The 14,138-nt window shown below is 71.7% G+C and carries 10 protein-coding genes; 4 read left to right on the forward strand and 6 right to left on the reverse strand.

Annotated elements, in window-relative coordinates:
• Positions 1 to 4: 4 nt before the first annotated feature.
• Positions 5 to 997: a class I SAM-dependent methyltransferase gene (locus J7E97_RS22750; RefSeq protein ID WP_215030364.1), complete on the reverse strand. Its 993-nt coding sequence runs from the start codon at positions 995 to 997 to the stop codon at positions 5 to 7.
• Positions 998 to 1,019: 22 nt separating this feature from the next.
• Positions 1,020 to 1,796 carry a TSUP family transporter gene (locus J7E97_RS22755; RefSeq protein ID WP_215030367.1) on the reverse strand — a complete coding sequence of 259 codons (777 nt, stop codon included), beginning with the start codon at positions 1,794 to 1,796 and terminating at the stop codon, positions 1,020 to 1,022.
• Between the two features lie 228 nt (positions 1,797 to 2,024).
• Here J7E97_RS22755 and J7E97_RS22760 point away from each other — a divergent pair, with 228 nt between their 5' ends.
• Genes J7E97_RS22760 through nirD form a run of 3 tightly spaced genes read left to right on the forward strand, consistent with a single transcriptional unit; the run spans position 2,025 to position 6,174 of the window.
• Complete coding sequence (locus J7E97_RS22760; RefSeq protein ID WP_215030370.1) at positions 2,025 to 3,287, forward strand: NAD(P)/FAD-dependent oxidoreductase; 1,263 nt, start codon at positions 2,025 to 2,027, stop codon at positions 3,285 to 3,287.
• 2 nt (positions 3,288 to 3,289) lie between these two features.
• Positions 3,290 to 5,842, forward strand: a complete 2,553-nt coding sequence (gene nirB, locus J7E97_RS22765) for a nitrite reductase large subunit NirB (protein WP_215030373.1) — start codon at positions 3,290 to 3,292, stop codon at positions 5,840 to 5,842.
• Entirely contained in the window at positions 5,839 to 6,174 is a 336-nt protein-coding gene (gene nirD / locus J7E97_RS22770) for a nitrite reductase small subunit NirD (protein ID WP_215030376.1), read from the forward strand. The genes nirB and nirD overlap by 4 nt, the downstream gene beginning before the upstream one ends.
• 85 nt (positions 6,175 to 6,259) lie before the next feature.
• Here nirD and J7E97_RS22775 read toward each other — a convergent pair whose 3' ends face one another.
• The 4 genes from J7E97_RS22775 to dusB all read right to left on the reverse strand — a co-directional run bounded on the left by J7E97_RS22775 (position 6,260) and on the right by dusB (position 12,718).
• A complete protein-coding gene (locus tag J7E97_RS22775) occupies positions 6,260 to 6,721 on the reverse strand; it encodes a group III truncated hemoglobin (protein WP_251054980.1) in 462 nt (153 codons plus the stop codon).
• 240 nt (positions 6,722 to 6,961) lie between these two features.
• Entirely contained in the window at positions 6,962 to 8,035 is a 1,074-nt protein-coding gene (locus J7E97_RS22780) for a helix-turn-helix domain-containing protein (RefSeq protein WP_215030379.1), read from the reverse strand.
• Positions 8,036 to 8,491: 456 nt separating this feature from the next.
• A complete protein-coding gene (ppdK, locus tag J7E97_RS22785; protein ID WP_215030382.1) occupies positions 8,492 to 11,200 on the reverse strand; it encodes a pyruvate, phosphate dikinase in 2,709 nt (902 codons plus the stop codon).
• Between the two features lie 375 nt (positions 11,201 to 11,575).
• Positions 11,576 to 12,718 carry a tRNA dihydrouridine synthase DusB gene (gene dusB / locus J7E97_RS22790; protein ID WP_215030385.1) on the reverse strand — a complete coding sequence of 381 codons (1,143 nt, stop codon included), beginning with the start codon at positions 12,716 to 12,718 and terminating at the stop codon, positions 11,576 to 11,578.
• Between the two features lie 64 nt (positions 12,719 to 12,782).
• Here dusB and J7E97_RS22795 point away from each other — a divergent pair.
• Positions 12,783 to 14,138, forward strand: a 1,356-nt coding sequence (locus tag J7E97_RS22795) for an MFS transporter (RefSeq protein ID WP_215030388.1), incomplete at its 3' end; no start/stop codon positions are given.

A 14,138-nucleotide genomic window follows, 5' to 3' on the forward strand; every position in this document is an offset into this window, starting at 1 on the left:
GCCCTCAGGGGGCGGTCCCGACGACGGCTTCGGCCCCGGCGCCCCCGGGCCGCCCTGAGCCCGGCAGCCCGCGCGGGCCGAGGCTCTCCGCGCCCACCAGTCGGCCGGCGGCGGCGCCGAGGGCCTGGCGCAGCGGCTCCTCCAGGTAGGGCCGGATGCCGAGGACGGGGCGCACCCCGGTGCGCAGGGGGTTGGACGGGCCTCGTGCCGCCAGGACCAGCGGCCGGATGCCCGGTACGGTCGCGGCGCGCAGCAGGGTTTCGTCCGAGTGGGCGCGGCGTGCGGAGACCACCCCGTCGTGGCGGGCGAGCGGATCGCTCGTCCGGGTGCGGTGGAACATGCAGGCGGCGAGGGGCGCCAGCCGGGTGGCGGCGATGTCGAAGTGGCAGAAGGCGAGTGCCGGCGAGTCGGCCTGGGCCTCGAAGAACTGCCCGAGCGCGGGGCCGCGCAGGTGGTGCAGCACGCCGGAGGAGACGTAGACGGTGGCGACCTCCGGGAGGTCGAAGGCGTTGCCGTGGACGAACCGGCAGTCGAGTCCCTCGGCGCGGGCCAGCCGGCCGGCCTCGGCGACGAGCGCCGGGTTCGGGTCGACGCCGACGAGTTCGACGCCCGGGCCCAGCGCGCCGGTGGCCGCGAGCCGCCGTACGAGGTGGCCGAGCCCGGAGCCGACGGCGACGAGGCGGAAGCGGCCGCGGCGGCCGGCGATCTCGCGGATGGTCTCGAACAGCGGGCCGAGCAGCGCCACCAGCCGTTCGGCGGTGCCCGTTTCCTCGTCGAGCCGCTGCACCGCGGTGTGCACGCCGACCACCGCACGGTCCACGGCGAGCGGGTCGAGTACGTCGTCGGCTCCGGCCGGCAGTGCGGCGGCGATGCGGGCCGCGTGCCGGTCCCCGCCTTCTTCGAGCGCGCGGACCACGTCACCGCGGCGCACCGGGAGCCGGGCGCCGCTGCGCGGGTCGAAGGCGACGATCAGATCGGCTATTTCGAGGTGGGGCACGCCCGAAACCTTACGCCCCAGGTCAGCCCCACTGTTCGAGGCCCAGCTTGACGACCAGGGCCCCGACGACCGTGAGGAGGACGCCACGGACGAACCCGGTCCCCTTCCGCAGGGCCATGGCGGCCCCGATCATGGCGCCGGCGAGGTTGAACACCGCCATCAGGGCGGCCAGCTGCCACAGCACCATGCCCTGGTAGGCGAACATCGCGAGCGCCCCGGCGTTCGTACACACGTTGACGATCTTCGCGGTGGCGGAGGCGGTGACCAGGTCGAGGTGGAGCAGGGCCGTCAGGGCCAGGACGAGGAAGGTGCCGGTGCCGGGCCCGATGAGACCGTCGTAGAAGCCGATGCCGAGGCCGGCCAGGGCGATGGCGAGCAGGATCCTCTGGCGGCTGACCGGAGCGGCGCCGGGGGCCGTTCCGAAGGCGGGGCGGAAGAGGACGAATCCGGCGACGACCACCAGCACGGCCATGATCATCGGGCGCAGGGCGTCCTTGCTGATCCCGCCGGCGAGCGCGGCTCCGCCCATCGAGCCGATGAGGGCGGCGAGTCCGATGCGGACGGCGAGTTTCACGTCCACCGGGGTCTTGCGCAGGTACGTCACGGCGGCGCCCGAGGTGCCGACGATGGCCACGGCCTTGTTGGTGCCGAGGACCGTGGCGGGATGGGCGTTCGGGAGGCCGAGCAGCAGGGCGGGCAGGAGCAGCAGTCCCCCGCCGCCCACGACGGCGTCGATCCAGCCTGCCGCGGCGGCGGCCACGCACAGGGTGATGATCATGGTTGTCGATATGTCAGGCACGGTCCCGACCCTACGGACCGGTTGGGTGCAATGACCATCGATCCCCGGATTCTTGCGCGAAGATTGAGCTTCTCCGGGCCGAAGCGAGCAGAGCAGAGCGGGGCAGCAGTAGGGCAGCAGCAGGACGTGAACGCCTCACGGGCCCCCGACCCGGATGCTGAGGTCGGCGTTCCGTCGGGGAAACAGGGGCGATGCCGTGGGGAAACAGCGGCCCCGCACTCTCGTTCCATGACCTCGAAACAGCAGCGCGTGGTGGTGATCGGCGGCGGGCTCGCGGGCCTGCGGCTCGCCGCCCGGCTGGGCGGGGGCGTGCGCGTCCTCGGCGAGGAGCCGCACGTCCCGTACAACCGGGTGCTCCTCGCGGAGGTCCTGGCCGGCCGTTACGCGCCGGAGGTGACGGCCCTCCCGGCCCCCGGCCCGGCGCTGCGCCGGGGGGTGCGGGCGGTGCGGATCGACCGGGCGGAGCAGGTGGTGCACTGCGACGACGGAACGGTCGAGCCGTACGGCACGCTGGTGCTGGCCACCGGCTCGAACCCGGTCCTGCCGCCCCTGCGCGGCCTCTTCGAACCCGAGGGCCGGGAACTGCCCCACGGGGTCCACGCGTTCCGCACCATGGACGACTGCGTGGCCCTGTCGGCGGCCGTACGTCCCGGCGTGCGCGCGGTGGTGATCGGCGGCGGCCTCCTCGGCGTCTCGGCGGCCCGCGCCCTCGCCGAGCGCGGCGCCCAAGTGGTCCTGGCACAGCAGGCCGAACGCCTGATGGAACGCCAACTCGACGCGGAAGCCTCGGCGCTGCTGCACTCCCACCTGACCTCGATGGGCATCGAGATCCACACGGAATGCCGGGTCCGCGGCCTGGCCACGACCCCTACGGCACCGCCCGCGGGGCACCGCCGGGTCACGGGGGTCGAGCTCGCCGACGGCTACCGCCTCGACGCCGACCTCGTCGTCCTCGCCTGTGGCGTACGCCCCCGCATCGGCCTCGCCCAGGCCGCCGGCCTGGACGTCCGCACCGGCGTCATCGTCGATGACCGGCTCCGCACCAGCGACCCCCGCATCCACGCCGTCGGCGACTGCGCCGAGCACGCCGGCCGGGTCTACGGCCTGGCCGGTCCCGCCCTGGAACAGGCCGACGCCCTCGCGGGGGTGCTCCTCGGGACCGGCCCCGGCATCACCGCCGGCTCCGGGAGCGGCTACACCGGCACCCGCGCCCTGACCCGCCTCACCCTCACCGCCGGGGGCGACCGGCCCCTCGACCTCGCCGCCTTCGGCGAGACCACCCCGCTCCCCGGCGACGACGTGGTCCGCCTCACCGACGCCACCCGCCGCACCTACCGCAAGGTCGTCGTCCGCGGCGACCGCCTCGTCGGCGGGGTCCTGCTCGGCGAACTCTCCAGCGTGGGCGCCCTCGCCCGGGGCTGGGAGGACGACTGCTCGCTCGACACCGCGACCGACGTGTACCACCTGCTCACCGACGACGGAGGCTCCTGATCATGGCCGCAGCCACGCCCACGCCCACCCCCGCGATCGTGCTCATCGGCCACGGCATGGTCGGCCAGCGCTACCTCGAGGCGCTCGCCGAGCTCGGCGCCACCGCCACGCACCGGATCACCGTGCTCTGCGAAGAGCCCCGGCCCGCCTACGACCGGGTGCACCTGACCTCGTACTTCTCCGGGAGCACCCCCGAGGACCTGTCGATGACCCCGGCCTCCTTCATGGCGGAGCACGGGATCACCCTCCACCTCGACGACCCCGCCGAGACCATCGACCGGGACGCCCGCACCGTCACCTCCCGCTCGGGGCGCGTGATCCCGTACGACGTGCTCGTGCTCGCGACCGGCAGCTACCCCTTCGTGCCGCCCGTCCCCGGCAAGGACGCCCCGGGCTGTTTCGTCTACCGGACCATCGAGGACCTCCTCGCGATCGAGGAGTACGCCAAGACCCGGACCACCGGCGCCGTCGTCGGCGGCGGACTGCTCGGGCTGGAGGCCGCCGGCGCGCTCCAGGGCCTCGGACTCACGACCCGGATCGTGGAGTTCGCGCCCCGCCTGATGCCCGTCCAGGTGGACGAGGGCGGCGGCGCGGCCCTGCTGCGCACCATCGAGAACATGGGTCTCACCGTCCACACCGGCGTCGGCACCCAGGAAGTCGTCACCGGCGAGGACGGCTCGGTCAGCGGCATGAAGCTGTCCGACGGCTCCACCGTCCCGGCCGACCTGGTCGTCTTCTCCGCCGGCGTCCGCCCCCGCGACCAGCTGGCCCGCGCGTCCGGCCTGAGCGTCGGCGAGCGCGGCGGCATCGCCGTCGACGCCCGCTGCCGCACCTCCGACCCGCACGTCTACGCCATCGGCGAGTGCGCGCTCGCCGTCGACGGCCGCGTCTACGGCCTGGTCGCCCCCGGGTACGAGATGGCCGAGACGGCCGCCGAGGACCTGGTGGGCCGCGAGAAGGAGTTCACCGGAGCCGACCTCTCGACCAAGCTCAAACTGCTCGGCGTGGACGTGGCCTCCTTCGGCGACGCGCACGGCGCCACCGAGGGCAGCCTGGACGTCGTCTACTCCGACTCCCGCTCCGGCGTCTACAAGAAGGTGGTCGTCTCCGCCGAAGGCGTCCTGCTCGGCGGCGTCCTGGTCGGCGACGCCGACTCCTACGGCCTGCTGCGCCCCCTCACCGGCTCCGTCCCGCCCGTCACCCCCGAGCAGCTGGTGCTGCCCGCCGGGGCCGGCGCGCCCGTGGCCCTCGGCCCGGCCTCGCTCCCCGACACCGCGGTGATCTGCTCCTGCCACAACGTCACCAAGAAGGCCATCACCGCCTGCGCCACCCTGCCCGAGGTCAAGAAGTGCACCAAGGCGGGCACGGGCTGCGGCAGCTGCCTCAAGGTGATCGGCCAGCTCCTGCCGGCCGCCGCCGACAAGGGACTGTGCGGCTGCTTCCCCTTCACCCGGGCCGAGCTCTACGAGATCGTCCGCACCCTTCGGGTGACCTCGTACGAGCAGCTCCTCGACAGCCACGGCCGCGAGAGCGCCCGGGGCGGCGAGGGCTGCGAGGTCTGCAAGCCGGCCTTCGGCTCGGTCATCGCCTCGCTCGCCGCCACCCTCGGCGCGAGCGGCTACGTCCTGGACCGGGAGCAGGCCGCCCTCCAGGACACCAACGACCACTTCCTCGCGAACATGCAGCGCAACGGCTCCTACTCGGTGGTCCCGCGCATCCCCGGCGGCGAGATCACCCCCGACAAGCTGATCGTGATCGGTGAGGTGGCCCGCGACTTCGGGCTCTACACGAAGATCACCGGGGGCCAGCGCATCGACCTCTTCGGCGCGAGCGTGGACCAGCTCCCACGGATCTGGGCCCGGCTCGTCGACGCCGGATTCGAGTCCGGGCACGCCTACGGCAAGGCCCTGCGGACGGTGAAGTCCTGCGTGGGCCAGACCTGGTGCCGCTACGGGGTCCAGGACTCCGTGCGCATGGCCATCGACCTGGAGCTGCGCTACCGGGGCCTGCGGGCCCCGCACAAGCTGAAGTCGGCGGTCTCCGGCTGCGCCCGCGAGTGCGCGGAGGCGCAGAGCAAGGACTTCGGGGTCATCGCGACGGCGAGCGGCTGGAACCTCTACGTCGGCGGCAACGGCGGGGCCACCCCGCGCCACGCCGACCTGCTGGCCCAGGACCTGTCCGACGCCGAACTGGTCCGGCTCATCGACCGGTTCCTGATGTTCTACATCCGCACCGCCGACCGGCTGGAGCGCACGTCCACCTGGCTGGAACGGCTGGAGGGCGGCCTGGACCACCTGCGGGACGTGATCGTGCACGACTCGCTCGGGCTGTGCGCGGAGCTGGAGTCGCTGATGGCGGACCACGTGGCGCACTACCGCGACGAGTGGGCCGAAACGCTGGAGGACCCGGAGCGGATGCGCCGGTTCGTGTCCTTCGTCAACGCGCCCGGCGCCCCCGACCCGACCGTGAGGTTCGTCCCCGAGCGCGACCAGGTCAAGCCCGACCTGACCATCCTGACCCTTGAGCCCGTTGGATCCCTGGGAGGTACCCGATGACCGTCGAACTGCAGGTGGCGGAAGGCTGGCTGACCGTGTGTGAGCTGTCCGCGCTGGTTCCCGGGCGCGGGGTCGCGGCCCTGCTGCCCGACGGGAGCCAGGCCGCCGTGTTCGTCGACCGCAAGGGGCGCGCGTACGCCATCGGCAACCAGGACCCCTTCACCGGGGCGCACGTGCTCTCGCGCGGGCTGGTCGGCTCGGCGGCCGGGCGGGCCTTCGTGGCCTCGCCGCTGCTCAAGCAGCGCTTCGACCTGGAGTCGGGGCGCTGCCTGGACGACGACGAGGTGGCGGTCCGCACCTTCCCCGTGCGGACCGCCGCGACCTCGGCCTGAGGACCCCGGGCCGGGAGCCCGGCCCCGGACGGCCGGGCGCACGCGGACCCGCGGGCCCGGCCGGGCGGAGCGCGGTGGGTCCGCGTCAGGCGAGGGAGTGGAGCCTGACGGCGGCCAGCGGGACGAAGCCGAGCCCGTCCTCGCTCTCCAGCGAGGCCTCCACGCCGTGCAGCCGCTTGTGCAGGGTCAGCGCGATCCGCTCGCCCGTCGCCTTGGCGCGCTCCGCGTTCGGCCCCCGGTGCAGTCCGTCGATCGTGGCGCGCCACAACTGCACCCAGCGGCCGAAGTCCTCGGCGGTCAGCTCGCGGGCCGAGTGGAGGGCGGCGTGCGGGGCGAAGGCGTTGCGCCGGTAGTCGGCGGTGCGGAACAGGGCCCGCTCCCAGAAGTCGGTGATCCTGGGCAGGTGCGCGCCGAGGTCGGTGCCGGCGATCTCGGTGAAGAACGGTCCGATCCCGGGATCGGCGAAGGCAGCCGTGTAGAAGCGGCGCAGCACGACATCGAGGTCGCCGCGGCCCGAGATGTCCGCTTCGGCGGCGATGTGGGTCATGACTCCACCATCCTCCCCCATCCGGTCCCTCCCCAGGGCTGAAAGTCCCGCAATGCGTCTCCGCCGGAGCCGTATCCCGCCGGGACCGACCACTTCTTCGAACAGGTGCGCGCAATGCGACGGCGCGTATGCGTTCCGTCACGAGGAGTTCCCCAAAGGCGTCCCGATATTCCGAATCCCTCCTCGGCCAATGACCCCCCGCCCCGGTCGATCCCCTCGTCACGGGGAATTGACGTCACCTCACGAGGCCACCGCCCCGCCCTTGAGCAGCGCGGCTCCGAGCGGAGTCACCGTGTGCAGAACGGCGTTGCCCCGGCGCAGCGTGGTGACCAGTCCGGCCTCCCGCATGACACCGGCGTGCTGGCTCGCGGAGGCCAGCGAGACCCCTGCGCGCCGGGCCAGCTCGCTCGTGGTGGCCCCGTCGCCGATCGCCTGGAGCACCACCGAGCGGGTGTGCCCGACCAGCTTGCCCAGGTTGCGCTGGCGGTAGCGGCGCTGCTCTTCCGCCGGGCGGGCCGCCTCGCCGCCGGGCTGCGCCGAGGCCAGCTCCGCGGCCGCCGGGTAGACCAGCACCGGCGGCAGCTCCGGATCGTGCAGGGTCACCGCCGTGCGCCGGCAGAAGAAGGACGGCTGGAGCAGCAGCCCGCGCCCCCGTAGCCGTACGTCCCGGTCCACCGGGTAGTCGCACTCCAGCACCGGGGCCCGCCAGCGCAGCATCGGCGGCAGCGAGGCGAGCAGCTCGTCCGCTCCGCCGTCGAGCAGCGCCCGGCCGCGTGCGGCCCGCTCGGCCTCGATCTGGGCCTGGATGTGGCTCCAGTACGGCTCCACGGCCGCCCGGTGGTAGCCCCGCAGTTCACCGAGGAGCCGGGGCAGGTGCGTGGTGGCGTCCTCCATGAAGTCCCGCAGCCGCCTCGGCACGAGGCCGTCGACGGTCCCGCCCGCGGATGCGGGCATCCCGAAGGCCGCCGCCATCCCGGAGCCGGTCCCCGCGCCCTGGCCGAGCAGCATCAGCTCGCGGCGCATCCGCTCGGGACGGATCGCGCGCAAGGCGTCCAGCCCGACGTCCCATCCGTACCGCCCCTCGACGGGGGTGAGGAAATCGGGGAAATAACCGCGACTCGGTATCAGCGCACCGAGAAGTCGCGTCTCACCATTCAGCCTGCTCCGGGTTTCCGTGCGCCATTCACCGAAGAGCCGGGTATCTCGCCGGTCTCTCAGACGGTGAAAACTCAATATTGTTTCCCACAACGCATCCGGACGTCCTGCCATCCTTAAGCGTGCCAGGTCCACTCCAGTGAAATGGATACGCAGCACCGAACCCCCACCTGTGCAACCGCAATCGCCCCGCCCCACGAGTATGCACGCCGTCACACGTGGTCACCATGGCCTTTCAGCCACAGTTGAAACCCCTTTCGGCGGGGGCGTGACAACCGAAATCCTGTACTCCGCCGGGCACACTCCGGCGCGACCGAAACGCTCCGCGAAGGCCGTGGGGGGCTTTGCGGGGCCTGGCGGTCGGTCGCACCGGGAAGCGCCGACGTGTCCGGCGGATAGGCGGCAGGCGGTGGACGGGTGGGGATCCGTCCACCGCCTGTTGCCGTTAAGACCATTGGAACAACATTGAACGATTTCTCCGCGCAGGGAACGGCGGAGGCCGGGGCGGGAACGGCCCGGGCGGGAACAGCCGGGAAATGGACGCGCCTGCCCAGGGCGTCAGGGAACCCGGGCAGGCGCGGTCTCATGGGCCCCCGTGTCGGGGCCGGCGGGCGGTCAGCGGCTGTCGCTGCCCTTCGACTCGGCGGCGGCACGGCCGGCCTCCAGGCGCGCGACCGGAATCCGGAACGGCGAGCAGGAGACGTAGTCGAGGCCGACCTCGTGGAAGAAGTGGACGGACTCGGGGTCCCCGCCGTGCTCTCCGCAGACGCCGAGCTTGAGGTCGGGACGGGTGGCCCGGCCGGCCTGGACGGCGCTGCGGACCAGCGAGCCGACGCCTTCGCGGTCGATGGTCTCGAACGGCGAGACCCCGAAGATGCCCTTCTCCAGGTACGCGGTGAAGAAGCTGGCCTCGACGTCGTCGCGGGAGAAGCCCCACACCGTCTGGGTCAGGTCGTTCGTGCCGAAGGAGAAGAACTGCGCGGCCTCGGCGATCTGGCCGGCGGTCAGCGCGGCGCGCGGCAGCTCGATCATGGTGCCGATGGTCAGCTTGAGGCTGGTGCCGGTGGCGGCCTCCACCTCGGCGATGACCCGGTCGGCCTCCTCGCGGACGATCTCCAGCTCCTGGACGGTGCCCACGAGCGGGACCATGATCTCGGGGCGCGGGTCGCCCTTGGCGTTCTTGCGCTCGGCCGCGGCCTCGGCGATCGCCCGGACCTGCATGGCGAACAGGCCGGGGATGACCAGGCCGAGACGGACCCCGCGCAGACCCAGCATCGGGTTCTGCTCGTGCAGCTTGTGCACGGCCTGGAGCAGGCGCAGGTCGTTCTCGTTGGCGTCCTTGCGGGACTCGGCGAGGGCGACGCGCACCGACAGCTCGGTGATGTCGGGCAGGAACTCGTGCAGCGGCGGGTCCAGCAGGCGGACGGTGACGGGCAGGCCGTCCATCGCCTCGAACAGCTCGACGAAGTCCTTCTTCTGCAGCGGCAGGAGGGCGCTGAGTGCCGCCTCGCGCTCCTTGTCGGTGTCCGCGAGGATCAGGTGCTCCACCAGCTCGCGGCGCTCGCCGAGGAACATGTGCTCGGTGCGGCACAGGCCGATGCCCTGGGCGCCGAAGCGGCGGGCGCGCAGCGCGTCCTCGGCGTTGTCGGCGTTGGCGCGCACGCGCAGGCGGCGCACGCGGTCGGCGTAGGCCATGATCCGGTGCACGGCGGCGACGAGCTCGTCGGCGTCGTCGGCGCCGGCGTGCATGCGGCCCTCGAAGTACTCGACGACCGGGGACGGTACTACGGGTACCTCGCCGAGGTAGACCTTGCCCGTGGAGCCGTCGATGGAGACGACGTCGCCCTCTTCGACGACCGTTCCGCCGACCGTCATGCGGCGGCGCTTGGTGTCGACCTCGAGGTCCTCGGCGCCGCAGACGCAGGTCTTGCCCATGCCGCGGGCGACGACGGCGGCGTGCGAGGTCTTGCCGCCGCGCGAGGTCAGGATGCCCTCGGAGGCGATCATGCCGTCCAGGTCGTCGGGGTTGGTCTCGCGGCGGATCAGGATGACCTTCTCGCCGGAGCGGGACCACTTGACGGCCGTGTAGGAGTCGAAGACGGCCTTGCCGACGGCCGCGCCCGGGGAGGCGGCGATGCCGCGGCCGAGCAGCGTGGTCTTGGCGTCCTCGTCGAAGCGCGGGAACATCAGCTGCGCGAGCTGGGCGCCGTTGACGCGCTGGAGGGCCTCGGCCTCGTCGATGAGGCCCTGGTCGACGAGCTGCGTGGCGATGCGGAAGGCGGCGCCGGCGGTGCGCTTGCCGACGCGGGTCTGCAGCATCCACAGCTGGCCGCGCTCGATGGTGAACTCGATGTCGCAGAGATCCTTGTAGTGGTTCTCCAGCGTCGTCATGATCGTCATGAGCTGGTCGTACGAGGCCTTGTCGATCGTCTCCAGGTCCGCCAGCGGGACGGTGTTGCGGATGCCCGCCACCACGTCCTCGCCCTGGGCGTTCTGGAGGTAGTCGCCGTAGACGCCCGCGTGGCCGCTGGCCGGGTCGCGGGTGAAGGCGACGCCGGTGCCCGAGTCGGGACCGAGGTTGCCGAACACCATGGAACAGATGTTGACGGCGGTGCCCAGGTCGCTGGGGATGCGCTCCTGGCGGCGGTAGAGCTTGGCGCGGTCGGTGTTCCAGGAGTTGAAGACCGCTTCGACGGCGAGGTCCATCTGCTCGCGGGCGTCCTGCGGGAACTCGCGGCCGGCCTCCTTCGCGACGATCTTCTTGAAGCGCGTGACGAGCTTCTTGAGGTCGGCGGCGTCGAGGTCGGTGTCGACGGTGACCTTCTTGGCGGCCTTGGCCCCGTCGAGGGCGTCCTCGAAGAGCTCGCCGTCCACGCCGAGCACGGTCTTGCCGAACATCTGGATGAGGCGGCGGTACGAGTCCCACGCGAAGCGCGCGTCACCGGCCTGGGTGGCGAGGCCGGTCACGGACGCATCGGAGAGACCGATGTTGAGGACCGTGTCCATCATGCCGGGCATCGAGAACTTCGCGCCGGAGCGCACGGAGACCAGCAGCGGGTCGTCCGACTGGCCGAGCTTCTTGCCCATCTTCGCCTCGAGGGCGTCGAGGTGCGCGCTGACCTCTTCGCGCAGCGCGGCCGGGGCCTCGCCGCTGTCGAGGTAGACCTTGCAGGCCTCGGTGGTGATGGTGAAGCCGGGAGGGACCGGCAGACCCAGGTTGGTCATCTCGGCGAGGTTGGCACCCTTGCCGCCGAGAAGGTCCTTGAGGTCGCGGTTGCCCTCGGTGAAGTCGTAGACGAACTTCTGATCTTTGTTTTCCGACACGGGTCTCGACTCCTCGAGGCTCGGTGGCTGCCCTGACGGCCAGGAACATACCCAGATCGAAGGCTTATGGGTACGTCCACTTGGTCGTCATGTGGCCGTAACTACCGACGCGCCAGCAGATCGAATGTAACTGACGGGTAGCCAAAACATACGAAGAGTCTTCACCTCTCGAAGAGTGAGGGGCTCAGAGAGGCCTGTCGACGCTCGGATGAGCGATCATCGATACATTTGCGTTCAAGAGTTGAACGCTCAAAGGGTGGCACCCAGTGCCACCCTTTGAAAGTCTTACCCGTGACCAATCCGCTCATCTGAGCGAAACCTCACCCATGCGTGGCGTATGTCACGCTAGTGATGGCACGTTTTGCCATCGCCTTCTCAGCCTCCGGACGTGTCCAGTTCGGCTTCCTCACCCACGCCCGCGCAGTCGTAAGGATCCTTCAACCAGCCCTCGGGCAGGACAACCCGGTTGTTTCCGGACGTCCGGCCGCGCGGACCGTCCGCGCTCACCGGCCACGGCTGGTCCAAGTCGAGCTCGCTCAGATGAGCATCCAGTTCGGCCAGGGAGGAGGTCACGGCGAGCTTCTGCCGCATCTCCGAACCCACCGAGAAGCCCTTGGTGTACCAGGCCACGTGCTTACGGAAGTCGATCACCCCGCGCGCCTCGTCGCCGATCCACTCCCCCAGCAGTTCGGCATGGCGCAGCATCGTACGGGCGACCTCGCGCAGCGTGGGCTTGTGGAAGTCCTCGGGCCGTCCCTCGAAGGCCGCGACCAGGTCGTTGAACAGCCACGGCCGCCCCAGGCAGCCGCGCCCCACGACCACGCCGTCGCAGCCGGTCTCGCGGACCATGCGCAGCGCGTCCTCGGCGCACCAGATGTCGCCGTTGCCGAGCACGGGGATCTCCGGCACGTGCTCCTTGAGCCGCGCGATGGCCTCCCAGTCGGCGGTGCCGCCGTAGTGCTGGGCGGTGGTGCGGCCGTGCAGGGCTATGGCGGTGACGCCTTCCTCGACGGCGATCCGGCCGGCGTCGAGGTAGGTGAGGTGCTCGTCGTTGATGCCCTTGCGCATCTTCATCGTGACGGGGAGGTCGCCGGCTCCGGCGACCGCCTCGCGCAGGATGGCGCGCAGCAGGTTGCGCTTGTACGGGAGGGCCGAGCCGCCGCCCTTGCGGGTGACCTTGGGGACCGGGCAGCCGAAGTTGAGGTCGATGTGGTCGGCGCGGTCCTCGTCGACGATCATGCGGACGGCCTTGCCGACCGTCGCGGGATCTACCCCGTACAGCTGGATCGAGCGGGGCTTCTCGGCCTCGTCGAAGTGGATCAGCTGCATGGTCTTCTCGTTGCGCTCGACCAGGGCCCGGGTCGTGATCATCTCGCTCACGAACAGCCCCTTGCCGCCCGAGAACTCGCGGCACAGGGTACGGAACGGGGCATTGGTGATGCCTGCCATCGGCGCGAGCACCACCGGGGGCTGCACGGTGTAGGGGCCGATCGCGAGAGGCGGAGGGAGCGTGGTCATCCCACCATTGTCGCGCAGTCGCGCCGCGGGTCACATTTCTTTAGTTAGGCGTACTATCGTCATCATGCGCGACATGAGCCCCAGGAGACGCTTGCTGGTCCTGGCGATCTGCTGCATGAGCCTGCTGATCGTCAGTCTGGACAACACGGTCCTGAACGTCGCCCTCCCGTCCATGCGCCGCGACCTGGACGCCTCCGTGGCCGGCATGCAGTGGACGATCGACGCGTACACGCTGGTCCTGGCCGCCCTCCTGATGCTGGCCGGCTCCACCGCGGACCGCATCGGGCGCCGCAAGGTCTTCACCGTCGGCCTCGTCCTCTTCACCGCCGGCTCGGTGCTCTGCTCGCTCGCGCCGGGCCTGGGCTGGCTGATCGGCTTCCGGATGCTCCAGGCGGTCGGCGGCTCGATGCTCAACCCGGTCGCCATGTCGATCATCACCAACACCTTCACCGACCCTCGCGAGCGCGCCCGCGCCATCGGCGCCTGGGGCGGGGTCGTCGGCGTCTCCATGGCCGCGGGTCCCCTGATCGGCGGCCTGCTCGTGGACTCCGTCGGCTGGCGGTCCATCTTCTGGATCAACCTCCCCGTCGGACTGCTGGCCCTCGCCCTGACCCTGCGCTACGTCCCCGAGTCGCGGGCCGAGCACCCGCGCCGCCCCGATCCGGTCGGGCAGCTGCTGGTCATGGGACTGCTCGGCTCCGTCACGTACGGGATCATCGAAGCCCCGGCCGCCGGCTGGCACTCCCCGCTGATCCTCGGCTGCGCGGCGCTCGCCGCCGCCTGCCTGGCCGGACTGCTGGTGTACGAGCGGCGGCGGGCGGAGCCCCTGATCGACCCGCGGTTCTTCCGCAGCGCCCCCTTCGGCGGGGCCACGGTGATCGCGGTCAGCGCCTTCGCCGCGCTCTCCGGGTTCCTGTTCCTGAACACCCTCTACCTCCAGGAAGCCCGCGACCTCGACGCCCTGGACGCCGGCCTCTACATGCTGCCGATGGCGGCACTGACCGGCCTGTGCGCTCCGCTGTCGGGGCGGCTGGTCGGCTCCCGGGGGCCCCGGCTGCCGCTGGCCGTCGCGGGGGTGGCGATGTCCGCGAGCGGGCTGCTGTTCGCCGCGTTCTCGGCCGAGAGCTCGACGCCGGTGCTGTTCTGCGGGTACGTGCTCTTCGGGCTCGGCTTCGGCATGGTGAACGCGCCGATCACCGATACCGCCGTCGCCGGGATGCCGCGCGCGCAGGCGGGCGTGGCCTCGGCGGTGGCCTCCACCAGCCGGCAGACCGGCGGGACGCTGGGCGTGGCGGTCGTCGGCGCGGTCCTGGCCGCCGGGCTGGCGGGCGGGAGCGGCCCGGGAACCGCGTCCGCGGTCGGGTCCGCCGCCGATTTCGTGGCGGCGGCGCGGCCCGCCTGGTGGATCATCACCGGCTGC

The sequence above is a fragment of the Streptomyces sp. ISL-66 genome, assembly GCF_018614135.1.
In the GTDB taxonomy this organism is placed as follows: domain Bacteria; phylum Actinomycetota; class Actinomycetes; order Streptomycetales; family Streptomycetaceae; genus Streptomyces.

Excerpts from the sequence above, each read along its gene's own strand:
- dusB (WP_215030385.1), bottom strand. The coding sequence starts at position 12,718 with ATGACCACGCTCCCTCCGCCTCTCGCGATCGGCCCCTACACCGTGCAG.
- J7E97_RS22760 (WP_215030370.1), top strand. The coding sequence starts at position 2,025 with ATGACCTCGAAACAGCAGCGCGTGGTGGTGATCGGCGGCGGGCTCGCG.
- nirD (WP_215030376.1), top strand. The coding sequence starts at position 5,839 with ATGACCGTCGAACTGCAGGTGGCGGAAGGCTGGCTGACCGTGTGTGAG.
- J7E97_RS22775 (WP_251054980.1), bottom strand. The coding sequence starts at position 6,721 with ATGACCCACATCGCCGCCGAAGCGGACATCTCGGGCCGCGGCGACCTC.
- nirB (WP_215030373.1), top strand. The coding sequence starts at position 3,290 with ATGGCCGCAGCCACGCCCACGCCCACCCCCGCGATCGTGCTCATCGGC.